Consider the following 26483-nt stretch of genomic DNA (forward strand, 5'->3'; position numbering starts at 1 on the left):
GGGACCGTGGGGGCGTACTCCTCGCGCGGTGGCGGCACCGTGGGGGCGGCGTACTCCTCGGCGCGGGCCTCCTGGAGGAGGTAGGCCAGTTCCTCGGCGGGGTCCCAGGGCGGCACGGCGGGGTCGACGGGCTCCGCGTAGACGGCTCCGGCCCGGTGCCGGCCGGTTCCCGTTTCGTAGTACGGGTCCGTCGCGTCGGCGTTGTGCCAGAGCGGGTCGTAGCGTTCATCATTCATGTCAGAATTGATTCATAGGGCCGGCGGGAGCACTCAACATCCGTCGTGTGCAGTGCAGTTGGGGCGGACCTGACCTGCTTGCCTTCATACAGCGACTAACGGCGGCACTTTCACTTGGATGCGCGGCGAATGAGTGAACGGCCGTGGGGACAATTGGTTTGTCAAAGGCTCCGAATTTCCGTTTTTCGATGGGCCTTTCAACATATGAAGAACCCGGAAGGGGTTGTTCGCATCCGCGGGGGCGTCCCGTGCGTCCTTGCCGGTATGGATCTGGAGAAGGGGCCGCGGGAGGAGCCGGGCGGTGAGGGGCGCCTCGCCGTCGCGCTTCGCATGCCGGTGCGCATCGTGGTGCTCGTGCTGGTGGTGCCGGTGCGGATGGTGTGGGACGCGCTGGTGGTCGCGGGGCGGTTCCTCGGGGACCGGGTGTTCCGTCCGGTGGGGCGTGCGCTGCTGTGGGTGGGGCGCGCGGTGCTGGTGTGGCCGTTCGTGGCGCTGTGGCGCTGGGTGCTCGTGCCGCTGTGGCGCTGGGTGTTGGTGCCGCTCGGGGTGGCGTTGCGGTGGCTGGGCACGGTGCTGGTCGTCGTCCCGGCCGCGGCGCTGTACCGGTGGGTGCTGACGCCGCTCGGCCATGCGGCGGTGTGGTTCTGCGCGCGCGTGCTGACACCGCTGGGGCGCGGGCTGTTCGTCGTGCCCGCGGTGTGGCTGTACCGGTGGGTGCTCACGCCCGTCGGGCACGCGCTGCTGTGGTGCGGCAGGGGGCTGGCGTGGCTGGGCTCGCTGCTCGTCACCGGAATCGGCACGGCCCTGTACTGGACGGTCCGCGTCCTGGTGGTGCTGCCGGTGTACGCCGTGTGGCGCCGGCTGCTGGCCCCGGTCGGCAGGGCGCTCGCGGTCGTCGCGCGGGAGGTCGGGGCCGCGTTCGGGCACGCCTGGCGGATCGCCGGGTACATCTCGCTCGCCGTGGGCCGGGCCCTGGCCGTCTTCTTCCGGTGGACGCTCGTGGAGCCCGCCCGCTGGGTGTACCGGACGGTGCTCACCCCCGTCGGTCATGCCGTGCGTGACGCGGTGCTCAGGCCCGTCGCCGAGGCCGCCCGGAGTGTGGGGCGCGTCACACGCGACGCGCTGCGTTCCGTGCGCGTGACCGCGCGCCAGGTCCGCCGGGACGTCCGCCGCGCCCTCGGCATGCCCGCGGGCCCGGCGGGTATCGGTACGCGGGAGAAGCGTCCCGCCGGACGGTGACCCGGGCGTGCGGCAAGGCCGCCCGGGAACCGCCGTCCCCGCGTGCACGTACCCTGAACAGGGACACGGCCCTGGTGCCCGACGGGCCGCCGGGGTCGTCCCCGTACGGCCGTACCCTGGAGGGGAAGGCGTCTCACGGCGCCCCCTTGCGACAAGGAGAAGATCCACTGGGCAAGCGACAGCCCGAAGGCCCGCCGCCCGCACCCGCGGTGCAGCGCATCCGACTGCGCTACACCAAGCGCGGCCGCCTCCGGTTCACCAGCCACCGTGACTTCCAGCGTGCCTTCGAGCGCGCGCTGCGCCGCGCCGAGGTGCCCATGGCGTACTCGGCCGGTTTCACGCCGCACCCGAAGGTGTCGTACGCCAATGCCGCACCCACCGGCACCGGCAGCGAGGCCGAGTACCTGGAGATCGCGCTCACCGAGCCGCGGGACCCCGAGCGGCTGAGGGCCCTGCTGGACGAGTCGATGCCCGCCGGGCTCGACATCGTCGAGGCCGTCGAGGCCCGCACCTCCGGGCTCGCCGACCGGCTCACGGCCTCCGTGTGGGAGCTGCGGCTGGACGGTGTCGCCCCCGAGGACGCCCGCCGCGCGGTGGACGCCTTCGAGGCGGCCGGGACCGTCGAGGTCCAGCGCCGCATGAAGAACGGCATCCGTACCTTCGATGCCCGCTCCGCGGTCGTCGCCCTCGAAACCGTCGAGGACGCGGCCGGGACGGACTCCTCGCCGGCTGATAGGCCGACCGACCGGCCCTGTGCGATACTGCGGCTGGTTGTTCGGCACGTGACGCCTGCCGTACGACCCGACGACGTCCTGTCCGGTCTCCGCGCCGTGGCCGACCTGGCGCCGCCGGTCCCCGTAGCGGTGACCAGGCTGGCGCAGGGGCTGTTCGATGAAGAGACCGGCACGGTGACCGACCCGCTCGCGCCCGACCGCGAGGCAGCAGCGACCGAGCCGCACACGGCCGCCGCCACTGCCGCCGCGACGGCGCCGGCGTAAGGAAGGTCCCGCGTAGGGACGGACGTCGTAAGCGCCGCCCTCGAACTCGGGAGCCACCTGGGTCGGGCAGCGCACCGACCAGAAGACTTTCGCCAGGCCGTACGCATTCGGCGTACGGAACCGGCGAGACAGGACACAGAGAGCTTCCGAGCGGCGCCCGCGCCCCGGACGGCGGCCACCGCGCACCGCGCGGGCCGCGGACGTCACCGGCATCGCCGGACCAGGCGCGGCGCCCGGGAGCCTGACGGGAGAAACGCCCGCATGCTCGAACCGACCGAGCCCATCGAGGGCTCCGAACCGAACACCCCCAGCGACACCCTGCCGCCGCGCAGGCGACGCAGGGCCGCGTCCCGCCCGGCGGGCCCGCCCGCCGCTGCCGAGGGCAGCACGGCGGAGACCGTCACGCCGGCCATACCGGCCACGGAGACGCCCGCCCCGGCGGCGGAGACGTCCGGGCCTGCCGAGGGCACGGCCGACACCCCGCAGGAGACCGAGGCCCCCGCGCCCCGGCGTCGCCGTGCGGTCCGCCGCGCGGCCGCGCCCGCCGGGGCGCCGGCGTCCGCGGAGGCCGCCGAGACCGTCGTACCGGCGGCGCAGACCGCGTCCGAGCCGGCCGCCCCGGCGTCCGAGCCGGTCGCCGAGACGCCGGCCGCTGACTCCACGGAGGACGCCGCTCCGCGCCGTACCCGGCGTCGCGCCACGCGCAGCGTGACCGCCCCGGCGCCGGCCGCCGAGACCCCGGCCGCCGACGAGACCGCCCGGACGCCCGAAACCCCCGAGACCCAGGCCGAGCCGGCCGCCGACGCGACGGAGGACGCCGCTCCGCGCCGTACCCGGCGCCGTGCGACGCGCAGCGTGACCGCCCCGGCGGCCGAGACGCCCGCCGAGCCGGCGGCGGAGGAGCCCGCGGCCGAGGAGCCCGCTCCCGCCGCCGAGGCGACCGCCGAGCCCGCCGCCGGCACCGCGGAGGACGATGCCGCCCCGCGCCGCACCCGTCGCCGTGCCTCGCGGCGCGCGTCCGCGCCCGCCGGCGCACCCGCCGCCGAGGTGACGGCCGGGACCGAGCAGGCCGCCCCGACCGCCGAGGAGGCCCCGGTGACGGAGAACGACACGCAGGACGAGACGCCCGCCGCGCAGACCCCCGAGGCCCCCGCCGAGGAGGCCGGCCCGCGCCGTCGCCGGCGCGCCGTCCGCAAGGCCGCCGCCGGGTTCGCCGAGCCCGCGCGCCCCGCCCGCACCGCCGGGGACGAGGACAAGGAGGGCGCCCCGCGCCGTCCCGCGCGTCCCGCCGTCGCCGTGTTCCAGCCGCCGGTGTTCACCGAGCCCCGCTTCCAGACCCCCGAGCGGGCCGCCGCCGAGGCCGCCGCCGGGCTCACCGAGGCCGTGGAGCCGGAGGAGGAGACCGAGGAGCTCCCGGAGGAGCAGCCGGCCGCCTCCCGCCGCCGTCGGCGCCGCAAGGGCGTCTCCGACGAGCCCGAGGCCACCGCCCCGGCCGCCGTCGAGGAGACCCCCGAGGCCGACGCCGAGGACACCGCGGAGCAGGCCGAGGACCGGACGGACGGCGCCGACGACACCGACGAGGGCGACGACCACGACGACACCGACGACCACGAGGCGTCCGGTTCGCGCCGCCGCCGTCGCCGTGGCGGCCGTCGCCGCCGCCGCGGCGAGTCCGCGGACGCCGACGGCGCCGAGCAGCAGGACGGCGAGGACACCGCCGAGCAGTCCGGCCAGGACGGCGAGGACAGCGCCGAGCAGTCCGACGAGGACGCCGACGAGCGTGAGCGCGAGGAGCGCGAGGACAACGGCGGCTCCAGCAGCAGCCGTCGCCGCCGTCGCCGTCGTCGCCGCGCCGGGGACAGCGGCGGGGAGCCCGAGCCGTCCGCCGACGACCCCGAGCGCACCGTCGTCAAGGTCCGTGAGCCGCGTCCGAAGTCGGAGCCGTCCGACGAGGTGCAGTCCATCAAGGGCTCCACCCGCCTGGAGGCCAAGAAGCAGCGCCGCCGCGAGGGCCGCGAGCAGGGCCGCCGCCGCGTCCCGATCATCACCGAGGCCGAGTTCCTGGCCCGCCGCGAGGCCGTCGAGCGCGTCATGGTGGTCCGCCAGCACGGCGACCGCACGCAGATCGGCGTCCTCGAGGACGGCGTGCTCGTCGAGCACTACGTCAACAAGGAGCAGGCCACCTCGTACGTCGGCAACGTGTACCTGGGCAAGGTGCAGAACGTGCTGCCGTCGATGGAGGCCGCCTTCATCGACATCGGTAAGGGCCGCAACGCCGTGCTCTACGCCGGCGAGGTCAACTTCGAGGCGCTCGGCATGTCCGGCGGGCCGCGCCGCATCGAGTCCGCGCTGAAGTCCGGGCAGCCGGTGCTGGTCCAGGTCACCAAGGACCCGATCGGCCACAAGGGCGCCCGCCTCACCAGCCAGGTCTCCCTCCCGGGCCGCTACCTCGTGTACGTGCCCGAGGGCTCGATGACCGGCATCAGCCGCAAGCTGCCCGACACCGAGCGGGCCCGGCTGAAGACCATCCTCAAGAAGATCGTCCCCGAGGACGCGGGCGTCATCGTGCGCACCGCCGCCGAGGGCGCGAGCGAGGACGAGCTGCGCCGCGACGTCGAGCGGCTCCAGGCGCAGTGGGAGGAGATCAAGAAGAAGTCCAAGAACGGCGGCACCGCGCCGACGCTGCTGTACGGCGAGCCGGACATGACCGTCCGCGTCGTCCGGGACATCTTCAACGAGGACTTCACCAAGGTCGTCGTCAGCGGTGACGAGGCATGGGAGACCATCCACGGGTACGTCTCCCACGTCGCGCCCGACCTGGCCGAGCGGCTGTCCCGCTGGACCAGCGAGGTCGACGTCTTCGCCACGTACCGGATCGACGAGCAGCTCGCCAAGGCGCTGGACCGCAAGGTCTGGCTGCCCAGCGGCGGTTCGCTGGTGATCGACCGGACCGAGGCGATGGTCGTCATCGACGTCAACACCGGCAAGTTCACCGGTCAGGGCGGCAACCTCGAGGAGACGGTCACCAGGAACAACCTGGAGGCGGCCGAGGAGATCGTGCGCCAGCTGCGGCTGCGCGACCTCGGCGGCATCATCGTCATCGACTTCATCGACATGGTGCTGGAGTCCAACCGGGACCTGGTGCTGCGCCGCCTGCTGGAGTGCCTGGGCCGGGACCGCACCAAGCACCAGGTCGCCGAGGTGACCTCGCTGGGCCTGGTCCAGATGACCCGCAAGCGGGTCGGCCAGGGCCTGCTGGAGTCGTTCTCCGAGACCTGCGTCCACTGCAACGGCCGCGGTGTCATCGTCCACCTCGACCAGCCGTCCTCCGCCGGCGGCGGCAAGCGCCGCAAGCGGGCCCGGGCCGGCGCGGCGGACCAGCCGCACGAGCACGAGACCGCCGTGGCGGAGACGCCCGAGCAGGAGGCCGAGGCCGAGGCGGAGACGCCGGCCGAGGTCGCCGCCGAGGTGGCCGAGCCGGCCGCGCTGCCGGCGCCCGAGTTCACCCCGGACGAGGAGCTGTACAGCAGCGCCGCCGAGGCGGAGGCCGCGGCCTCCCGTGGCCGTACGCGCCGCCGGGCGAGCCGTCGGGCGTCCGCGCCCGCGGGCTCCCCGGGGCGGGAGAGCGCCCGGGGCGGCCGCAGGCAGGCCGAGGAGCGTGCCGAGGAAGCGCCCGTCGTCGAGGAGACGCCGGCCGTTCCCACGGCGCAGGACGTGACGGCCGCCGAGGAGGCGGAGCGTCCCGTGCAGCCCGAGACGGCCGCGGAGGCGCTGGCCGAGCCGGCCGCCGCCGAGGACGTCGTGGTGCCGCAGGCCGCCGAGGAGACCGCTCCGCAGGGCCGTACCCGGCGCCGGGCCACCCGCAAGGTGTCCGCGCCGGCCGGTTCCCCGGCGGGCGCCGAGGCCGCGGTGGTGACGGTCGCCGAGCCCGCGAAGACGGAGGAGGCGCCGAAGGCCGAGGAGACCCCGGCCGGGGAGGCCGCCCCGGAGCCCGCGCCCGAGGCGCAGGCCCCGGCGCGTCCGCGGCGTCGCGCGGTGCGCAAGCCGAGCACCTCGACCGCGTCCGAGGACACGGCCGTCGTGGTCCTGCCGTCCGCCCCGGCGGACGAGCAGAAGCCCGCCGAGACCGAGGCCGTCGAGGCGGCGGAGCCGGCCGAGGGCGCCGAGGAGGCCGCTCCGGCCAAGAAGGCCGCCCGCAAGACGGCCAAGAAGGCCACCGCGAAGAAGGCCGCCACGAAGAAGACGACGACGGCCAAGAAGACCGCCGCCAAGAAGACGACGACGGCGGCGAAGAAGACCGCGGCCAAGAAGTCGACGGCGAAGAAGGCCACGACGAAGAAGACGGCGGCCGCCGAGCAGCAGGCGCCGTCCTCCGTCACGGCGGCGGCCGACGAGAGCTGACCTGCGTCTACGCTGTGTGGTCCTGTCCCTCGCGGGGCAGGGCCACACGCTTTTTCATGTCCCGTGAGGAGAACGACCGCGATGATAGGCCTCGTGCTCGCGGCCGGCGCCGGCCGGCGTCTTCGCCCGTACACCGACACGCTGCCCAAGGCCCTGGTGCCGGTGGGCGCGGAGGGCGACCCGGACGCCGCGACGGTCCTGGACCTGACGCTCGGCAACTTCGCGGAGATCGGGCTGACCGAGGTGGGTGTCGTGGTCGGCTACCGCAAGGAGGCCGTGTACGCGCGCAAGGAGGCGCTGGAGGCCACGTACGGGCTGAAGCTCACGCTCATCGACAACGACAAGGCGGAGGAGTGGAACAACGCCTACTCGCTGTGGTGCGCGCGGGACGCCCTGAAGGACGGGGTGATCCTCGCCAACGGCGACACGGTGCACCCGGTGTCGGTCGAGCGGACGCTGCTGGACGCGCGCGGTGACGGCAGGAAGATCATCCTGGCGCTGGACACGGTGAAGAAGCTCGCCGACGAGGAGATGAAGGTCGTCGTCGACCCGGCGAAGGGGATGACGCGGATCACGAAGCTGATGGATCCGGCGGAGGCGACCGGCGAGTACATCGGCGTGACGCTGATCGAGGGCGACGCGGCCGTGGAGCTGGCGGACGCGCTGAGGGCGACGTTCGAGCGGGACCCGCAGCTGTACTACGAGGACGGCTACCAGGAGCTGGTGAACCGGGGCTTCCGGATCGACGTGGCGCCGATCGGCGACGTCCGGTGGGTCGAGATCGACAACCACGACGACCTCGCCCGCGGACGGGAGATCGTCGCCGGTCACTGAGCGGCGCGGGCCCGCGGGGGTCCGGTTTGACCCCCGTGGCTCCGGCCCCGTAACCTTGACCGTCGGCGTGTCCATCGGGACCGCCACATCCCCGTAAACCTTTTTCCTCCCGGATACGGACCCGCGCGGGCCGCGACCGGGAGAGGTCGCCCGCGTATGTGCGTGGGCGACTGGCCTGCGGGGGTGCCGTTCTTCGAGTGAGAGTGAGATCCGCGTGTACGCCATCGTGCGCAGCGGTGGTCGCCAGCACAAGGTTGCTGTCGGCGACATCGTCGAGGTTGACAAGATTTCCACCGCCAAGGTCGGCGACACGGTCGAGCTCTCGACCCTGCTCGTCGTCGACGGCGACTCCGTGACCAGCGACCCGTGGGTGCTGGCCGGGATCAAGGTCCAGGCCGAGGTCGTGGACCACCACAAGGGCCAGAAGATCGACATTCTGCGCTACAAGAACAAGACCGGCTACCGCCGTCGTCAGGGCCACCGCCAGCAGTACACGGCGATCAAGGTCACTGAGATCCCCGCGGCTGCGAAGTAAGGGACTGAGGAGAGATGGCACACAAGAAGGGCGCATCGTCCACCCGCAACGGTCGTGACTCCAACGCTCAGCGCCTCGGCGTGAAGCGCTTCGGCGGTCAGGTCGTCAACGCGGGCGAGATCCTGGTCCGCCAGCGCGGCACCCACTTCCACCCGGGCGCCGGCGTCGGCCGCGGCGGCGACGACACGCTGTTCGCGCTGCAGGCCGGTTCGGTGCAGTTCGGCACCAGCCGTGGCCGCAAGGTCGTGAACATCGTCCCGGTCGCCTGACCGGACACTTTCGCGAGGCGGACCTCACTTCCCCGACGGGAAGCGGGTCCGCCTTTCGCGTGTTACCCAAGAGACAACCCCGTAGTAACTGGAGGCACTTTCCATGACCACCTTCGTGGACCGCGTCGAGCTGCATGTCGCCGCGGGTAACGGAGGTCACGGCTGTGCCTCCGTCCATCGCGAGAAGTTCAAGCCGCTCGGCGGCCCCGACGGGGGCAACGGCGGACGCGGCGGCGATGTGATCCTCACCGTCGACCAGTCCGTGACCACCCTGCTCGACTACCACCACTCGCCGCACCGCAAGGCCACCAACGGCAAGCCCGGCGAGGGCGGCAACCGCTCCGGCAAGGACGGGCAGGACCTCGTCCTGCCCGTGCCGGACGGCACCGTGGTGCTCGACAAGGCGGGCAACGTCCTCGCCGACCTCGTCGGCCACGGCACCTCCTACGTCGCCGCCCAGGGCGGCCGCGGCGGCCTCGGCAACGCCGCCCTCGCCTCGGCGCGGCGCAAGGCCCCCGGCTTCGCGCTGCTCGGCGAGCCGGGCGACCTGCGCGACGTCGTCCTGGAGCTCAAGACCGTCGCCGACGTGGCCCTCGTGGGCTACCCCAGCGCCGGCAAGTCGTCGCTGATCTCCGTGCTCAGCGCGGCCAAGCCGAAGATCGCCGACTACCCCTTCACCACGCTGGTGCCCAACCTCGGCGTGGTCACGGCCGGTTCGACCGTCTACACCATCGCCGACGTCCCCGGCCTGATCCCCGGCGCCAGCCAGGGCAAGGGACTGGGCCTGGAGTTCCTGCGCCACGTCGAGCGGTGCAGCGTCCTGGTGCACGTGCTGGACACCGCCACCCTGGAGTCCGACCGCGACCCCGTCTCCGACCTCGACGTCATCGAGGAGGAGCTGCGCCAGTACGGCGGCCTGGACAACCGGCCGCGGCTCGTCGTCCTCAACAAGATCGACGTGCCCGACGGCAAGGACCTCGCCGACATGGTCCGCCCGGACCTGGAGGAGCGCGGCTACCGCGTCTTCGAGGTGTCCGCCGTGGCCCACACCGGCCTGCGCGAGCTGTCCTTCGCGCTCGCCGACCTGGTGGCCACGGCGCGCGCGGCCAGGCCGAAGGAGGAGGCGACCCGCATCGTCATCCGTCCCAAGGCGGTCGACGACACCGGCTTCACCGTCACCCGCGAGGAGGCCGGCGGCGAGCTGGTGTTCCGGGTGCGCGGCGAGAAGCCCGAGCGCTGGGTGCGGCAGACCGACTTCAACAACGACGAGGCCGTCGGCTACCTCGCCGACCGGCTCAACCGCCTCGGCGTCGAGGAGAAGCTGATGAAGACGGGCGCCCGCTCCGGCGACGCCGTCGCCATCGGCCCCGAGGACAACGCCGTGGTCTTCGACTGGGAGCCGTCCGTCAGCGCCGGCGCGGAGATGCTCGGCCGCCGCGGCGAGGACCACCGCTTCGAGGCGCCCCGCCCGGCCGCCCAGCGGCGCCGCGACCGCGACGCCCAGCGCGACGAGGCGGAGCAGGAGTTCGACGGCTTCGAGCCGTTCTGACGCGGCGCGCCCCCCGCGCGCACGAAGTCCCGCGCACATGAAGAAGGGCCCGTTCCCAGCGGAACGGGCCCTTATTCATGCTCAGTTGCCGGGCGTCCGGCTCAGGTCCGCCCCGAAGAGCCGCAGCAGCCGCTCCTCCAGCACTGGGGTCAGCGCCTCGACGTAGGCGTCGGCCAGGTGGCCGTAGTCCCGGTACACCAGCGTGTTGCCCACCACGACCGGACAGTTGCCGGAGGGCGCGCAGATCCAGGGGGACGGGTCGATGACCGTCACGTCCTCGGCGGCCGCCGCCTCGCGGATCGCCTTGGTCACCGAGGGCTGCTTGTCGGACTCGGACAGCGTGTTGGCGCATGCGGACAGGTCGTCCGGGTGGGCGACCGCGCAGTCCACGGTGTTGTTCTTCGGCCAGGGGTTGTCCAGCAGCGTGAGCACCCGGGTGCGGCCCCGCTGGAGGATCCGGTAGGTCTCGGCCTGCCCCTTGCCCCACTCGGTGGCGGTGTCGCCCTCGCCCCACAGCTTCGCCGAGTTGGAGCTGGAGGTGACGACCAGCTCGGGCTCCATCTCCTTGATCTTGTCGATGGTCACCTCACGCCAGTCGTCGCAGGACGAGTACGGGCCGTTGTTGTAGGCGATGGTGATCTGGGAGACCTTGCAGGCGTTCTTGGTGAACGAGTACAGCTTCCAGTGGTGCTTGCGGGCGATCGCGTCGAACGCCGGGAACCACTGGGCGACGTGCGAGTCGCCGAACAGCACCACGCTGCGGTCGCCGTTCTTGTCGCCGTACAGGCACGGCTGCGTCTGCTTCTCGTCCGACATGGTGAGCGCGCAGTCGTCGTTGTAGACCGCCGTCCGCTTGTACGCCACGTCGTGCACGCTCGGCGAGAGGTTGGACGGCATCTTGTCCGCCGGGTTCTCCAGCAGCCGGGTCAGCGCGGCCTGCGGGTCGGGCGCCTGCGCGATCGCCTCCTTGGTGTTCTGCTGCGCCCCGCCCGACGACAGGCTCGGCGGGAACTGCGCGGCGACCAGCGCGGCCACCGCCGCGACCGCCGACAGACCAAGACCCAGCGACAGGCCACGGGCCGCGTGCGCCTTGAACGCCCGGTGGAACCGCATCGGGTCCTCGACGAACTTCAGCGTCAGCCAGGCCAGCACCAGACCGCCCAGGGCGGCGATCAGCCGCAGCGGGCCCTCGTGCTCGCCGAACCCGGCGGCCGCCGGCACGATGACGATCAGCGGCCAGTGCCACAGGTACCAGGCGTACGAGACGCCGCCGACCCACACGGCGGGCCGCAGCGACAGCACCAGGCCCGCGCCGTACCGGCCGCCCGCCGCGCCGCCGGCCAGCACGGCGGCCGCGCCCAGCACGGGGACCACGGCGTTGTGGCCGGGGAAGACGGTGTGGTCGTCGAAGGCGACCGCCGCGTAGGCGATGGCGGCGAGGCCCGCCCAGCTCAGGGCCGCGGCGACCGGGCGCGGGATGTCGTTCAGCCGGTGCGCGACCAGCGCCAGCAGGGCGCCGACCGCCAGCTCCCAGATGCGGCCCTGCGAGCCGAAGTAGGCCCAGGACGGGGAGGTCTCGGTGAGGTGCAGGTTGACGGCGAAGGACGCGGCGGCCAGGGCCAGCAGCGGGATCGCCAGCAGGGCGCGGCGCCGGAAGATCTTCAGCGCCACGATCAGCAGGACGGGCCAGATCAGGTAGAACTGCTCCTCCACCGCCAGCGACCAGAAGTGCTGGAACGGCGACGGCGGCACGTCCGTGTTGAAGTAGTCGGTACCCGTGTCGGCCAGCCGGAAGTTGACGACGTACCAGGCGGAGGCGATGGCGTCCTTGGCGTACTCGGCGAATCGCAGCGGGCCCAGGAACAGCCACGACCCGGCCAGCGTGGCCATGACGACCAGCGTGGAGGCGGGCAGCAGGCGCATGGCCCGGCGGGCGTAGAAGCGGCCCAGCGAGATCCGGCCCTCACGCTTCCATTCGCGGAGCATCAGCGAGGTGATGAGGAAGCCGGAGATGACGAAGAAGACGTCCACGCCGACGAAGCCGCCGGCCAGCGACGACACACCCGCGTGGGCGACCACCACCAGCGTGACCGCGACCGCGCGCAGTCCCTGGATGTCGAGCCTCAGGCCGGCGCCGCCCGCCGCGGGGGCGGGCCTGTCGCCGGACGGCGGTGCGGGGGAGTCGCCCCGCGTGCGGGGGACGGACGGGGCACCATCTGCTGACGGCCGCGGTGGGGACGCGAGATCGCGGGCGGACACGTTGGGGATTCTCCTTGTTCGTGGAGCGTCTGCGAGACATGAGAAGTCTGCGACACGGTCCGGGGCCGAGCGCCGCCGGGACCCGCCGGCGCCGGTGATCGACGCGGAGTCGGACGCTCGAGCGTATCTCCGCCCGGACCGTGCTCCGTCACATCTTCTGTCGCATTGTCGTAACAAGTGACTCGGCAACACCCGTAACAGTTGCCCGAGCCCGGTCTTCCGCCCGGTCAGCGCACCGTGCGGAGGGTGACACGGCCGGCTTTCCTGGTGAACAGGGCGCCGCCCGTGCTCATCGAGACGTACATCCGGTACCGGCCGGCCGGAAGCGCGGACACGTCGACCCCCTCGTCACCGGGCGTGGTGAAGTAGCCGAAGGGGTAGGCGCCGATGTCCCCGCGGCGCCGGTGCGCGTGCACGGCCGCGGTGTTCTTCCGCGCCTCCAGGGGAAAGGAGAAGCAGCCGCGCCGGCCCTGGAGGACCAGGTAGTAGTGGGCGTGGCCCTTCTTGTCGGCGTTCCTGCCGGGGAGGAAGAAGACGCCCTCGGAGTGCACCGTGCGGTCCCGCTGCCAGGACTTCTCCAGGGAGAAGCGCACGCCGTCCGTGTCGTCGCCCAGGATGCGCCGCTTGGTCACCTTGACGCCGTTCCCGCCGCCCCGGACGAGCAGTTCGCAGTCGCCGAGGGCCTGGCGGGCGTCGACCGGCCGGGAGGCGATCAGGCGGGTGCGCCGCTCGATCCCCTCGTCGGGGCTCGACACGATCACGGAGGCCTCGTACGTGCCCCGGGGCAGCGCGGTGAGGTCCAGGTCGTCGGGGGTGGCGAACCCGCCCTGTTCGTACGCGCAGACGTACTCGTCGAAGTACTCGCGGTACAGCCGTATCTCCTTGGCGGACGTCAGCGGGAACGTCCAGCTCCGGCCGCGCCGCTCCAGGACGAGCCGCTTCACCTCGTCCTTCGCGCCCTCGCGGGAGACGCCGGGGAGGAAGGCGTGTCCGGCGAGCCGGAGCCGCCCGTCGGCCGCGACGGCCCGGGTGAGGACCGCGAGCGCGGTGTCGGAGCGCCGGAGCCGGTCGAGGTGCTCGGCCGCCTTCTCCTCGTCCTCGGGCCCCGGGCCGATCCGGACGTCGCCCCAGCGCGGGGCCACGCCCTCGGTGAGCGCGTAGACGATGCTCAGGATCGAGGGCATGGCCTGGCGGACGACCTCGTCGTGGCGCCGCACGGTCGGGGAGTCCACGAACAGGAAGTTGAAGTTCTCGTACGACCGCAGCGCGGGCAGGAAATGCTTCACCTCCTGCTCGTACTGGTCATCACCCGGAGAGGAGATCACGTAGATGTTCCGGTCGAATTCCGTGTCCTTCTCGAGGAGATCCCTCATCACGGAATCCATGATCTCGACGTTCTCGGCCGGCTGGCCCTCGCCGAGAACCGCGTCGCCGAGCTGCCCGTGACCGTGCGAGTAGCTGCCCAGGAAGTACTGGGGAGTCGACGCGACGATGTTCTTGTAGTCGTGTCTGATGCCGTAGTAGAGGGCGGCGCTGCCGCCCTTCGACGCGCCCAGCAGGGTCACCCCGTCCCGGGACACGCCCAGTCGCTCCATGAAACTCGAGATGAGCGACTGGACGGACTCCGACACCGAGAAGTCCATGTCCCGGGCGACGTAGTACGACGCACCGCCGTCGAAGTGGTCGCGGATCCGCAGGATGTGGCACTGGACGCTGTCGAGGGCGTTGCCGAATCCGTATCTGCTCCCCACGGACGAGAAGACCACGAGCAGATTGCGGTGGTCCCCGCGGGCCGGGCGGAACTGGAACTCGACAGGCCACTTCCCGTGCACCTCGGTGGCCTCGGTGAAGACGTGACGCCGGAGCGTCGCGTAGTTCGGGGACAGTGCCGGAAGCGTCTCGTTCATCGGATCAGCACACTCTCTGCCGGGGGTCCGTGCTCGTCCTTTCGCCGGGCGGTCTTGTCCGCTCAGACCAGCGTGGCCCGCTCCGACGGACCGGCCGTCTCGGACCGCATCTCGGCCTCCATACGGTCGTACCGGGCCATCGTGCGCTGGAAGGCGCGGGTGGCCAGCAGGAGGCGGTAGACGACGAGCACCTCGAAGGCGAGCAGCAGAGCGCCCGCGGCGACCGTCGGCCAGAAGATCGAGTTCAGCAGCGGCGCGATGATGAAGATCGTCATCTGGAACTCGATGCCGCTGAACAGATGGATGCGGATCCGGTGGCTGACCAGGAAGTCGCGCAGCGGCACGTACCCGGGCAGGCGCGTGATGAACGTCTTGGCCGGGGGCACCACGTGCGCGGGGGCCGGCTCGGCGGAGGCGGCCGCGGAGACCTCGCTGCCCGTCGGCTGGGCGGGAACCCGGGGGGCGCCCTTCACCGGCGTGTCGTCGTTCTCGGGGTCGTCGTCCGAGCCGTTGTCCTGGGACGCGTCGATCAGGCCCAGCTCCTCGGCGCGCTCACGCTGGCGCCGCCGCATGTTCAGGCGGACCTTCCATATCTCCAGCGCGTCCATGTAGCGGAGCATGTCGAGGAACACCACGGCCAGGGCGAGCCATATGTAGGTGACGTCCTCCGTGCGCTGGTACTGCCCGCCCATCAGGGCGACGGCGCAGATCAGCACGCGGACGCGGTCGAAGATGTAGTCGAGCCAGGCGCCGAACGCCGAGCCCTTCCCCGTCAGACGGGCGAGCTTTCCGTCCATGCAGTCCAGGATGAAGCTGACGTGATAGACGACGGCTCCGGCCACCAGCCACTGCCAGTCACCCTGGGCGAAGCAGGCCGCTGCCCCGATCCCGAGGACCAGGGCGGCCCAGGTGATCTGGTTCGGGGTCACCCGTGTCCACATGGCGGTCCAGCGGACGAGCGGGGTGGCGACGGGATCGACCAGGAGAACGGTCCACCAGGCGTCTCGCTGTTTCTCCGTGAGGCGGCGGACTTCGGGGAGTGGAGGTACACGCATGACCGTAAGTCTGCATGCTCGCCCGAACACTCTGCTCTCAAACGTGAGTGTGTGCTACGTCACGAATATGATCTCCCGGCGACCGGGAACGGTCGGAATCTCAAGAGGGACGGATAAGTCCGAAGAATACCCATACGGGAGATGTAAGGCCCGGAATTGACGATGGCAAACGCAGGCGACGAAGGTGTGAACTCCGCCCGTCGTGGCGGCGCATGTCATCGAACAGGAATGTGACAGCGTTGCTGTAAACTTCCCCCCTGCGGCTTGACCCTGGAGGAGCCCCGAGCGCTCCGCGTGTGGCGCCGTATGGGGGTGCAGCGCTCGTTGCCGCTGGTCGCCTTGACACCTCCATCATGTAGGCCACGTCGGGACTCGCCGAAAGGTTTGGGATTGAAGTGAGTGTGCGTACCCGCATCGGAAGCAGTCTGAAGTCGCGCACCAAGAGCGCGATGCAGGCGCAGAAGCGCCGGGCGTGGTTGTTGCGGGTCGCGCGGCAGCGGCAGGGCCTGTCGCGCTCCGACGCGGGTGTGCGCCAGGTGTCCTTCGACGGCGAGCCGCTGTGGGGCCGGGTGGTCGACGGGTTCACGGCGGCCGGTACGGCGGCGGACAATCTGAGCCTGGTCGCGGACGCGCTGGAGCGCGCGGAGATCCCGTACTTCGTGGTGCCGGGTGTGTCGCGTACGGCGTGGGCGCTGGGTGTGCGGGAGTCGGACCGTGCGGCGTTCCTGCGGTCGATGCGGGATCTGTACGCGGGGACGGTGGTGTTCGCTGCGCGTCCCCGGCCGGGTGGTGTGTCGGACTTCTCGCTGTTCGCGGACGAGGTGTGGCCGAAGTCGCTGTCGTCGGCTCCGGTGATGCGTTTCGGCGTGGTGCGTCTGGGTCCCGCCGGTCAGTTGCTGGGCGGTCCGCAGCTGGGCTGTGACGTGGAGTTCTGGCGGGACGGCGCGGAGGTGCTGGCGGGTCCGCAGGCGGAGGCGGAGCTGGCGCGCGTGTCGCCGCAGGCTTCCGCGGACGTGCTCGCCGACGCCCTGGTCGCCCCCCGGCGCAACCGGATATCGGACGTCATGCCCACCGGCGAGCAGAAGTCCGCGAAGATCACGGTCCAGGGCCGCGACTACCCGACGTTCGCGCCGTTCACCGTGACCACGGTGGAGGACGTGACGTTCCCCATCGACGTCGTCTACACCTGGGTCGACGGCGAGGACCCCGAGCTGCGCGCCAAGCGGCAGAAGTACAAGAGCGAGGGCGTCCCGGCGATCCTCGACAAGGAGACCAACGAGTCCCGTTACACCAGCCACGACGAGCTGAAGTACTCGCTGCGCTCACTGGAGATGTATGCCGACTTCATCCGGCACATCTACATCGTCACCGACGGCCAGAAGCCGGAGTGGCTGGACGCGGACGCGCCCGGCATCACGGTCGTGGACCACAAGGACATCTTCCCCGAGGGCGTCCTGCCGGTGTTCAACTCGCACGCCATCGAGACGCGGCTGCACCACATCCCGGGGCTCTCGGACCACTACCTGTACTTCAACGACGACGTGTTCGTCGGCCGCAGCGTCACCCCGCAGCACTTCTTCTACGCCAACGGCATCGCCCGCATCCCGTTCTCGCCGCTCAAGGTCGGCGTCGGCCAGCCGCACGGCGGCGAGACCGCGACCAACTCGGCCGGCAAGAACGTGCGCCAGCTACTGATGAAGGCCCACGACCGCTTCATCACGCACAACTTCATGCACACCCCCCTGCCGCAGGTGCGGTCGGTGCTCCAGGAGCTCGAGGAGATGTTCCCCGAGGAGGTCGGCCAGACCATGCGCTCGCGCTTCCGGTCGCCCGACGACATCGCCATGACCGCGTCGATGCACTACAACCACGCGTACATCACCGGCAAGGGCGTCCCCGGCAAGTTCCGCTTCCGGTACGTCAACATCAGCCGGGACGACGCGGACCGCCGCCTCGAGGGCATCCGCGCCAAGCGCAACTACGACTTCTTCTGCCTCAACGACGTCGACGTGCCGCCGGAGCAGCGCGAAGAGGTCACGGCCCGCATGTTCTCCTTCCTGGAGGAGTACTTCCCCTTCCCGAGCTCCTTCGAGAAGGCACCTGAAAGCACCGCTTCCGGGAAGCGTTGATGGCACCCGCCTCGCGGCGCGTCCGCCGGCTGGCGCGCAGGGGACTCGGCGTCGGCCGCAAGGTGCGCGACCGCGCGTCGGCGGCACGCCTCGCCCGGCAGCGGCAGGGGCTGCTGGGGTCCGACGCGGGTGTGCGCCAGGTGTCCTTCGACGGTGTGCCGCTGTGGGGCCGGGTGGTCGACGGGTTCACGGCGGCCGGTACGGCGGCGGACAATCTGAGCCTGGTCGCGGACGCGCTGGAGCGCGCGGAGATCCCGTACTTCGTGGTGCCGGGTGTGTCGCGTACGGCGTGGGCGCTGGGTGTGCGGGAGTCGGACCGTGCGGCGTTCCTGCGGTCGATGCGGGATCTGTACGCGGGGACGGTCGTGTTCGCTGCGCGTCCCCGGCCGGGTGGTGTGTCGGACTTCTCGCTGTTCGCGGACGAGGTGTGGCCGAAGTCGCTGTCGTCGGCTCCGGTGATGCGTTTCGGCGTGGTGCGTCTGGGTCCCGCCGGTCAGTTGCTGGGCGGTCCGCAGCTGGGCTGTGACGTGGAGTTCTGGCGGGACGGCGCGGAGGTGCTGGCGGGTCCGCAGGCGGAGGCGGAGCTGGCGCGCGTGTCGCCGCAGGCGTCGGCGGCCGTACTGGCCGACTCCCTCGTGGCGCCGCGCCGCAACCGCGTCTCCGACGTGCTGCCGACCGCGGAGCAGACGCCCGCCGAGGTGACCGTCGGCGGGCGGGAGCACCCCACGTTCGCGCCGTTCACCGTGACCACGGTGGAGGACGTGACGTTTCCCATCGACGTCGTCTACACCTGGGTCGACGGCCAGGACCCCGAACTGCGCGCCAAGCGCCAGAAGTACCGGGGCGACGGGGACGCCGGCATCGCGGCCCGCGAGGTCGGCGAGTCCCGTTACACGAGCCACGACGAGCTGAAGTACTCGCTGCGCTCACTGGAGATGTACGCCGACTTCATCCGGCACATCTACATCGTCACCGACGGCCAGAAGCCGGAGTGGCTGGACGCGGACGCGCCCGGCATCACGGTCGTGGACCACAAGGACATCTTCCCCGAGGGCGTCCTGCCGGTGTTCAACTCGCACGCCATCGAGACGCGGCTGCACCACATCCCGGGGCTCTCGGACCACTACCTGTACTTCAACGACGACGTGTTCGTCGGCCGCAGCGTCACCCCGCAGCACTTCTTCCACGCCAACGGCATCGCCCGGCTGCCCTTCTCCTCGTACCAGATCGGCGTCGGCGCCCCGCACCCGCAGGCCTCCGCCCCCAACTCGGCCGGGCGTAACGTGCGCCGGCTGCTGGAGGAGACCTACGGGGTGTCCATCACCCACAAGTTCCTGCACACCCCGCACCCCCAGCGCCGGGACGTGCTGAACGACCTGGAGCGGGACTACCCCGACGCGATCGAGCGGACCATGCGGTCCCGGTTCCGGTCGATCGAGGACGTGGCGCCGGCCACCTCCTTCCACCACCATCTGGCGCTGCTCACCGGCCGCGCCGTCCCCGCGAAGTTCACCTACCGCTACGTCGACGTCGGCAAGCCCCATCTGGAGGAGCGGGTCGAGTCCCTCAAGGCGCGCCGCGGCTACGACTTCTTCTGCCTGAACGACGTGGACACCGCCCCCGAGCGGCGGAAGTACGTGCGCGCCTACGTGCACGACTTCCTGGAGTGGTACTTCCCCTACCCGAGCTCCTTCGAGCGCCGCTGATCCACCCCGGCCGCACGCCACCCCGCCGGACGCCACGCCCGGGCCCTCGTCGAGGCCCGGGCGTCGTCAGGTCCGGACGGTCACGCCCGCGTCGGCGTCCCGGACCGGGGCCCGGCGGCCGGGGACACGGGGTGCGGCACGGGCTCGCGCCGCTGCCCCGGCAGCTCCGCCGGACGGCGGCCCGGCGCCCGCAGCCGGTGCTCCAGCGCCGCCGCGCCCAGCGCCCGCACCGCCGCCGCGAACCGCTCCTGCGACGCGGGCTCCGCCGGGCCGAGCAGCCGGGCCTTCAACGCGGCCCGCGCACCGGCCAGTTCGTCCTTCTCCGGGTGGCGGACCGTCTCCAGCAGGGCCGGCACCCCGGCCGCGTCCGGCGTCAGGATCACCGCCGCCGCCACCGTCGGGAAGGCCGCGCGGAACTCCGCCTCGGACAGGGCGCCCGTGTTGGCCACCGCGTACGGCTTGCCGCTGGCCAGGAAGTCGCTGATCACGCTGGAGACGTCGCTGATCAGCAGGTCGGCCACGTCGAAGCAGGAGTACAGCGAGGGGCGCGCGTCCACGACGACCTGGTGCTCCCCCTCCGGCAGCGACGCCCAGTACGCCTCCTCCCAGGCCCGTGCGGCCCGCGCCACCGCCTCCGCGCGGCCCGGCGGGGGAACGGACTGGACGAGCATCCGCTCCGCCTGGTCGGCGCCCTCCCGGAACTCCGCGGCGGTCAGGCGGGCCAGCTCGGCGGTGCGGGCGGCCAGCTCCTTCGACCGCGCGGGGCGCGCACCGGAACGGGCCCGGTTGGCCTCGCGGATCAGCTCCCGGATGCGGCGGTCCGCGGCACCCGCCCGTGGGTCCACCGAGCCGGTCAGCGGGTGCGGCTTGTACAGCAGCCGCACCCCCGGGTCCGCGAGCAACGCCCGCACCAGGTTCTCACCGGCCGCGATCACCGAGGTGTTGCCCGGGTCGCCGTCCCAGCCCTCCCAGGTCGGCGCGTACAGCACGGTGGTGTACGCGCCCGCCGGCGGGCCCGCGTACGGCCGTACCGCGTCCAGCTGCGGGCGGCCGATCTCCACCACGTCCTTGTCCTCGACCCCGACCTCCGCCAGCGCGTACCGCTCGCGCGCCGCCGGGCCCGCGACCCAGACCTCGTCGTACGCCTTCGCGTAGGGGTTGCAGGAGGACAGCTTGTCGCTCTCGCCGTGGTTGACGAAGGCGTGCTTGATCGTGGGGATGCGCAGCACCTGCGAGGTCTTGCCGGAGTTGGAGGGGTGGATGAGCACCTGGAGCGTGGAGTGCTCGAGCCGCATCAGCGTCGGCACCTTCGGCAGGCACACGATCGGGATGTCGGTCGCCGGGATCCGCGACACCATGAACCGCTCGCGCAGCACGATCAGCGGCCGGCCGTCCAGCCTGGCCAGCGGCTCCAGCCACATCCCCGCCTGGTAGACGGAGGAGGGCCCGCCGGAGAAGTACAGCCCCACCGTCGGCCGGTACTCGGCCAGCCAGGCGTCGAACCAGGCGAGCGCCTCCTGCTCGCCGGCCGGCCGCCGGCCCGGCAGCAGCCGCAGCGACAGCGCGGCCAGACCGCCCAGCGCGAGCGCCAGCGACAGTGCGATCCCGGCCGCCGCGCACCGCGGGTCCTGCGTCACCGCGGTCGCGGTCAGCCCGGCCGTGGCGGGCAGCCCGAACACCAGCAGCCGGTGGCCGGGGCGGCGCAGCAGCGCGGGCGGGGCGGGGGACAGGCGCAGCGCGGACGCGTCGATGTTGCGGGTCACCACGGGCAGCGTGCGGGTGCGGCGCACCAGCACGGACACCGCCTGGATGGCGCAGTGCAGGGCGTAGCACAGCAGCAGACCGGCGAGCAGCGGCGCGTACTGCGTCTCGCGGTGTTGCTCGCCGAGCCGCAGCAGGCCCACCACCAGCAGCAGGTCGCGCAGCACATGCCGGACGGTGACGTCCGCGTGCGCCTTGGCGAACAGCGCCGGCACCCCCCGCTGCCAGCGGTACAGCACGCCCTCGACGGCCAGCGAGAGGGCGGTGGCGGCCAGCAGCAGCGGCACGTGCGGGGCGAGCGCCGCCACGGCCTGCACCGCGTAGGCGCCGGCCAGGACGGACGCCGTGAGGAGCGTGGCGAGCGCGGGGCGGCCGGGCGGGCGGAGCAGCGGAAGGCGGGGCCGGCGGATTCCGGCCCCGAACCGCCGACGGGACGTGGGTAGGGGCACTGCGGTCACTCCAGGGTCGTGAGGGACGTGCGCTGGGGTTAACGGCCGTCGGCCTCCGGACGACACGCGCGTGTCGCGCCGCCGCAGGCCAGGTGTTGTCGCACAGGTGTCCACATGCCGGGTCGCACGGACGGAGTACGACGGACCGCAGGGCGGCGGCGGTGTCCGGAGGCTGAAATGCCGAGCGTCCTTCGATCCGCTTCGCGTAGATTGCCTGCCGGGCGAAAGATCGACGTGATCGACGTGATCGACGTGAGCGACGAGAGGGAGCGACGGCAAGGTGGCAGGGGCACGGCAGTCCGTGGGCGAGGCGCGCAGGATCGTCGTCAAGGTCGGCTCCTCGTCGCTGACCACCGCGGCGGGCGGACTGGACGCCGACCGCGTGGACGCGCTCGTGGACGTCCTGGCCAAGACCAGGAGCGGGGGCGAGCGGGAGATCGTCCTCGTCTCCTCCGGCGCCATCGCCGCCGGGCTCGCCCCGCTGGGGCTGCGCCGCCGCCCCCGTGACCTGGCCCGTCAGCAGGCCGCCGCCAGCGTCGGCCAGGGACTGCTCGTCGCCCGCTACACCGCCTCCTTCGCCCGCTACGGCGTCCGCGTCGGCCAGGTGCTGCTGACCAGCGACGACATGAGCCGCCGCGCCCACCACCGCAACGCCTCCCGCACCCTGGACAAGCTGCTCGCGATGGGCGCGTTCCCGATCGTCAACGAGAACGACACCGTCGCCACCGACGAGATCCGCTTCGGCGACAACGACCGGCTCGCCGCCCTCGTCGCCCACCTGGTCCGCGCCGACCTGCTGGTGCTGCTGTCCGACGTGGACGGCGTCTACGACGGCGACCCGTCCCGCCCCGGCACCTCGCGGATAGCGGAGGTCAGGGGCCCCGAGGACCTCGCGCACGTGGAGATCGGCAGCGCCGGCAAGGCGGGCGTCGGCACCGGCGGCATGGTCACCAAGGTGGAGGCCGCCCGGATCGCCGCCGCCGCGGGCATCCAGGTGGTGCTGACCAGCGCGGTCCACGCGGCAGAGGCGCTCGGCGGCGGCGACACCGGCACCTACTTCCACCCCACCGGGCGCCGCTCCGCCGACCGGCTGCTGTGGCTCCAGCACGCCTCCACCCCGCAGGGCTCGCTCACCCTGGACGACGGCGCGGTGCGCGCGGTCGTGGAAGGGCGCAAGTCGCTGCTCCCGGCCGGCATCGCGGGCGTCGAGGGCGAGTTCAACGCGGGCGACCCGGTGGAGCTGCGGGACCGGGAGGGACGCGCGGTGGCGCGCGGGCTGGTCAACTTCGACGCCAAGGAGATCCCCCTTCTGGTGGGCCGCTCCACCCGCGAACTCGCGCGGGAACTGGGCCCCGGGTACGAACGCGAGGTCGTACACAGGGACGATCTCGTGGTCCTGCATCCGTAATGCCCCGAAACGTCGGCCCTCGGTGGTGGACGTTCCGCGAAAGCGCCCCGCGATCCGCGGCGGCCTGCTCAACTTTGTCGCAGGGACAAATTCCGCCCGGACCCGGGCGGTCCGCGTGTGAAGGAGGCCGTCGTGAGACGAGTGCGCCCTGGGACGACGGTGTCTCGCGGTGGCCGCGGCTCCCGGGCGGCGGGCGAGGAACGGGCGCTGACCAGCGTCACGGCCGGGGACCGGCACCGGGGCGGCGAGGCCGGGGACCTGCCCCGCCTGTGGCACGTCACCCTCAGCGTCTCCGGTGAGCCCGCGCCGGTCGCGGAGGTCCGGCGGGCGCTGGAACAGCTCGCGCACGACCACCCCTTCCTGCTGACCAGCCGCTACGCCGACGACCACGCGGAGATCCGCTACTGGGAGGAGGCCCGCGACCTGCACGACGCGGCCGCGGTGGCGCTGCGCCTGTGGGGCGAGCACCGGCGGACCGCGGGACTGCCGCCGTGGGAGATCGTGGGCCTGGAGGTCATCGACCGGGCCACCTATCGCAGCCGGGTCGCCGCCGGGCACGGTCCGGTGCCGGCCACACCGGTCGGCGTGCACCCGTTCCCGTAAGGCCGGCTCTCCCGCTCGTGGCGCCCGGTGCCCCACCGGTCCCACCCGTTTTGACGGCCAATGTCCGTGTCTCGGGTCGTGGGACGAACGCCTCCGCGGCGCGCCGCGCGCACTACTCTTCCCCTCATGACCACGCTCTCGCCGTTCGACTCGATGTCCCCGGTCAGCCAGGCCGCCTACCGCGCCAAGGGCGCCGCCGCCACCCTCGCGCCGCTGCCGCGCGCCGCCAAGGACGACGCGCTGCTCGCCATCGCGGACGCGCTGGAGGTCCGCACGAGCGAGATCGTCGAGGCCAACGCCCAGGACGTGGCCAGGGCCCGCGAGGCCGGCACCAGCGAGGGCATGATCGACCGGCTCACCCTCACCCCCGAGCGGGTCCGCGCCATCGCCGCCGACGTGCGCGACGTGGCCGCGCTGCCCGACCCGGTCGGTGAGGTCGTCCGCGGCTCGACCCTGCCCAACGGCATCGACCTGCGCCAGGTCCGGGTGCCGCTCGGCGTCGTCGGGATCATCTACGAGGGCCGGCCCAACGTGACGGTCGACGCCGCCGCCCTCTGCCTGAAGTCGGGCAACGCGGTCCTGCTGCGCGGCTCCTCCTCCGCCTACCGCTCCAACACCGCGCTGGTCCGCGTGCTGCGTGACGCCGTGCACGGCGCGGGCCTGCCCGCCGACGCCGTCCAGATGGTCCCCGGCGAGGGCCGGGACAGCGTGCGGGAGCTGATGCGCGCCCGCGGCCTGGTCGACGTGCTGATCCCGCGCGGCGGCGCCTCGCTGATCAACACCGTCGTGCAGGAGTCCACCGTCCCCGTCATCGAGACAGGCACCGGCAACTGCCACGTCTACGTCGACGCCCGGGCCGACCTCGACATGGCCGTCGACATCCTGGTCAACTCCAAGGCGCAGCGGGTCGGCGTGTGCAACGCCGCCGAGACGCTGCTGGTGCACCAGGACATCGCCGCCGAGTTCCTGCCCCGCGCGCTGGACGCCCTCGCCGACGCCGGGGTCACCGTGCACGCCGACGAGCGCGTGATGGCGTACGCCAAGGACTCCCGCGCCACCGTCGTGGAGGCCACCACGGAGGACTGGGAGACCGAGTACCTCTCGTACGACATCGCCGCCGCCGTGGTCGACTCCCTGGACCGGGCGGTCGAGCACATCCGGCTGTGGACCTCCGGCCACACCGAGGCCATCGTCACCACCTCGCAGCAGGCCGCCCGCCGCTTCACCCAGCTGGTGGACTCCACCACGGTCGCGGTGAACGCCTCCACCCGGTTCACCGACGGCGGCCAGTTCGGCTTCGGCGCGGAGATCGGCATCTCCACGCAGAAGCTGCACGCCCGCGGCCCGATGGGCCTGCCCGAGCTGACCAGCACGAAGTACATCGTCACCGGCGACGGACACATTCGGCGCTGAGCCGCGCGCCCGGAGGGCCCTCGTGGGGCCCTCGTGGGCTCTGCGCGGGGCGGTGTGTCCGGTGGGCGGACGAATTTCCGTACCGTCTGCCCAAATTGACCCCCCAGGTCTACTCTGGACGCGTGCCGGAGGACGTGGGGGGCACGCCGTTCCCTGACGGCTGGAAGCCCGACGACGACGACCACGACCGCGGGGTGTCGGACGAAGAGTTCGCCTCCGTGGTCTTCGACGAGGCCTTCGTGCAGGCGGCAGCGGTACACGAGCCGACCGCCGTCGAGCGCCTCCTGGCCGCCGCGCAGGCCAGAGCCGAGGCCTCCGAGGCCGAGGCCCACCGCGCCCGTGCCCGGCGGCCCGACGACGGCTACGGCGGCTACCGCGGCGCCGGCGGCTACGACCCCGACGACGAGGACGGCGACGCCCTGGAGGCCGACCACGGCTTCCCCTACGGCAGACAGGTGCGCTGGCACCGGCCGGTCGCCTGGATGCTCGCCCTCGTGATGGGCATCGGCATGGTCGCCCTCGCCTTCTCGGCGGTCTACCGGGGCGGCTCCGCCCAGCGCCAGGACCCCGCCCCGCCGCCCGCCACCACCGGGGTCGGCCAGGGCGCCGGCGCCGCGCCCTCCGCGTCGGCCGACTACTCCCGGCCGACCGTCCCGGTGCTGCCCACCGCAGGCCCGTGAGACCGCCCGCGGCTTGGTGAGAACCTGTCAGAAGTTGGGTCCCCGGCGGGCGTTTACCGGCACCCCGCCGGACCTACCCTGAAGGTATGGGAGAGCCTCCGGACCCGCCCGAGGGGACGCCCGAGGGAGCCCCCGGAGGCGGCGACGACGAGTACCGGTCCGTCGTCTTCGACGAGACCTTCGTGCGCGCTGCCCGGCTCCAGGAATTCTCCGCGCAGGAGCGCATCACCGACCACACGCCCGCCGTGCGCCGCCTCCCGCCGGCCCGCCGCAGCGGACTGTCCCGGCAGGCGCTCGTCCTGATCCTGCTGATCGCCGTGGCCTTCGGCACCGCCGTCTACATGGGCGTACGCCACCCCTACCGCACCCCCGTCGCCGCGCGGCCCGCGGAGCCGTTACGGATGACCGTCGTGCCCCTCGCCCCCGCGGGCGCGGTGCCCGGCGCCCGGGACGTCGGCCTCCTGTACGCGCACAGCCCCGCCGCCGGCTTCCGCGCCGGCGCCGAGGGCGTCCCCCTCCCGCCGACCCGGCGCACCGCGAACTTCTCCGGTGACCAGGTGGTGACCGCCCTGCTCACCGCCCAGGACTACGTCGTACGGTCCGCACTGGACCCGGCCGTGGTCACCGGCGGCGAGACCCGCACCGTGCGGGTGCTGCTGGACTCCGGCCAGCAGGAACAGTTCGACGAGAGCATGCACCGGCCCGCCGCCGACGGACGGCACGCGGTCACCGGATGGCTGGTCCGCTTCGACCCCGCCCGCGTCCGGCTGGCGGACCCGCACATCCGGGTCCGCGGCACCCTCCAGGCCGCCGAGGCCGACTCCGGGACGCTGGAGGTCACCACCGACCACACCGTCGTCTACGCGCTGCGCCCGGCCGGCGCGGGACGGGACGCGGAGGCGTCACTGTTCACGGTGCGCCGCGAGCTGCGGTTCCGCTTCGACCGCGAGGACCTGCGGCTGCGCCAGGCGGAGCTGGTCGTCTCCCGCGTCCAGGCGGGCCCCCAGTCCTGCACCCAGGACCCGTCCCCCCACCTGCACCCCCTCCTGGCA

At 72.6% G+C, this 26483-nt stretch carries 18 protein-coding genes and 1 pseudogene; 14 read left to right on the forward strand and 5 right to left on the reverse strand.

Annotation, left to right across the window (positions count from 1 at the left end; translation table 11 throughout):
* Nucleotides 1-236 (reverse strand): annotated as a pseudogene (locus CCN29_RS00520) (hypothetical protein); the annotation flags it as partial.
* 264 nt (nt 237-500) lie between these two features.
* On the opposite strand from CCN29_RS00520, the gene CCN29_RS00525 reads away from it, so the two are divergent.
* The 7 genes from CCN29_RS00525 to obgE all read left to right on the forward strand — a co-directional run bounded on the left by CCN29_RS00525 (nt 501) and on the right by obgE (nt 10061).
* Entirely contained in the window at nt 501-1475 is a 975-nt protein-coding gene (locus tag CCN29_RS00525; protein WP_086679462.1) for a hypothetical protein, read from the forward strand.
* Nucleotides 1476-1684: 209 nt separating this feature from the next.
* Nucleotides 1685-2473 carry a TIGR03936 family radical SAM-associated protein gene (locus CCN29_RS00530; RefSeq protein WP_006135407.1) on the forward strand — a complete coding sequence of 263 codons (789 nt, stop codon included), beginning with the start codon at nt 1685-1687 and terminating at the stop codon, nt 2471-2473.
* Nucleotides 2474-2734: 261 nt separating this feature from the next.
* Nucleotides 2735-6874, forward strand: a complete 4140-nt coding sequence (locus tag CCN29_RS00535; protein ID WP_086679463.1) for an Rne/Rng family ribonuclease — start codon at nt 2735-2737, stop codon at nt 6872-6874.
* An 81-nt stretch (nt 6875-6955) separates the two neighbouring features.
* On the forward strand, nt 6956-7708 hold the full coding sequence (locus tag CCN29_RS00540) for a phosphocholine cytidylyltransferase family protein (protein ID WP_086679465.1): 753 nt from the start codon (nt 6956-6958) through the stop codon (nt 7706-7708).
* A gap of 214 nt (nt 7709-7922) precedes the next feature.
* Nucleotides 7923-8243, forward strand: coding sequence for a 50S ribosomal protein L21 (gene rplU, locus CCN29_RS00545; RefSeq protein WP_006132815.1), 321 nt, complete (start codon nt 7923-7925; stop codon nt 8241-8243).
* A 14-nt stretch (nt 8244-8257) separates the two neighbouring features.
* A complete protein-coding gene (rpmA, locus tag CCN29_RS00550) occupies nt 8258-8512 on the forward strand; it encodes a 50S ribosomal protein L27 (protein WP_006132816.1) in 255 nt (84 codons plus the stop codon).
* Between the two features lie 103 nt (nt 8513-8615).
* A complete protein-coding gene (obgE, locus tag CCN29_RS00555; RefSeq protein WP_006132817.1) occupies nt 8616-10061 on the forward strand; it encodes a GTPase ObgE in 1446 nt (481 codons plus the stop codon).
* A gap of 81 nt (nt 10062-10142) precedes the next feature.
* Here the strand turns inward: obgE and CCN29_RS00560 are convergent, their stop codons facing one another.
* The 3 genes from CCN29_RS00560 to CCN29_RS00570 all read right to left on the reverse strand — a co-directional run bounded on the left by CCN29_RS00560 (nt 10143) and on the right by CCN29_RS00570 (nt 15282).
* Nucleotides 10143-12320 carry an acyltransferase family protein gene (locus CCN29_RS00560; RefSeq protein ID WP_086679467.1) on the reverse strand — a complete coding sequence of 726 codons (2178 nt, stop codon included), beginning with the start codon at nt 12318-12320 and terminating at the stop codon, nt 10143-10145.
* 227 nt (nt 12321-12547) lie between these two features.
* Nucleotides 12548-14227: a hypothetical protein gene (locus CCN29_RS00565; protein ID WP_086679469.1), complete on the reverse strand. Its 1680-nt coding sequence runs from the start codon at nt 14225-14227 to the stop codon at nt 12548-12550.
* 62 nt (nt 14228-14289) lie between these two features.
* Nucleotides 14290-15282, reverse strand: coding sequence for a CDP-alcohol phosphatidyltransferase family protein (locus CCN29_RS00570; protein WP_228730981.1), 993 nt, complete (start codon nt 15280-15282; stop codon nt 14290-14292).
* A gap of 395 nt (nt 15283-15677) precedes the next feature.
* Here CCN29_RS00570 and CCN29_RS00575 point away from each other — a divergent pair, with 395 nt between their 5' ends.
* On the forward strand, nt 15678-17411 hold the full coding sequence (locus CCN29_RS00575; protein ID WP_503167714.1) for a stealth family protein: 1734 nt from the start codon (nt 15678-15680) through the stop codon (nt 17409-17411).
* On the forward strand, nt 17411-19117 hold the full coding sequence (locus CCN29_RS00580; RefSeq protein ID WP_086679475.1) for a stealth family protein: 1707 nt from the start codon (nt 17411-17413) through the stop codon (nt 19115-19117). The genes CCN29_RS00575 and CCN29_RS00580 overlap by 1 nt, the downstream gene beginning before the upstream one ends.
* 80 nt (nt 19118-19197) lie before the next feature.
* On the opposite strand, the gene CCN29_RS00585 is transcribed toward CCN29_RS00580, so the two are convergent.
* Nucleotides 19198-21327 (reverse strand): hypothetical protein, encoded by a 2130-nt coding sequence (locus tag CCN29_RS00585; RefSeq protein ID WP_078882936.1) that lies wholly within the window; start codon nt 21325-21327, stop codon nt 19198-19200.
* Between the two features lie 301 nt (nt 21328-21628).
* Here CCN29_RS00585 and proB point away from each other — a divergent pair, with 301 nt between their 5' ends.
* The 5 genes from proB to CCN29_RS00610 form a co-directional block, all read left to right on the forward strand.
* Nucleotides 21629-22735 (forward strand): glutamate 5-kinase, encoded by a 1107-nt coding sequence (gene proB, locus CCN29_RS00590; protein ID WP_031018908.1) that lies wholly within the window; start codon nt 21629-21631, stop codon nt 22733-22735.
* 141 nt (nt 22736-22876) lie between these two features.
* Nucleotides 22877-23338, forward strand: coding sequence for a DUF8830 family protein (locus tag CCN29_RS00595; RefSeq protein WP_031018906.1), 462 nt, complete (start codon nt 22877-22879; stop codon nt 23336-23338).
* A gap of 126 nt (nt 23339-23464) precedes the next feature.
* Nucleotides 23465-24751: a glutamate-5-semialdehyde dehydrogenase gene (locus CCN29_RS00600; RefSeq protein WP_031018904.1), complete on the forward strand. Its 1287-nt coding sequence runs from the start codon at nt 23465-23467 to the stop codon at nt 24749-24751.
* 122 nt (nt 24752-24873) lie between these two features.
* Nucleotides 24874-25431, forward strand: a complete 558-nt coding sequence (locus CCN29_RS00605; RefSeq protein ID WP_442538193.1) for an SCO2584 family spore wall biosynthesis protein — start codon at nt 24874-24876, stop codon at nt 25429-25431.
* Nucleotides 25432-25517: 86 nt separating this feature from the next.
* Nucleotides 25518-26483: SCO2583 family membrane protein (locus CCN29_RS00610; protein WP_086679479.1), on the forward strand; the 966-nt coding region annotated here is incomplete at its 3' end.

The organism is Streptomyces pseudogriseolus (assembly GCA_002154585.1).
Lineage (GTDB): Bacteria > Actinomycetota > Actinomycetes > Streptomycetales > Streptomycetaceae > Streptomyces > Streptomyces pseudogriseolus.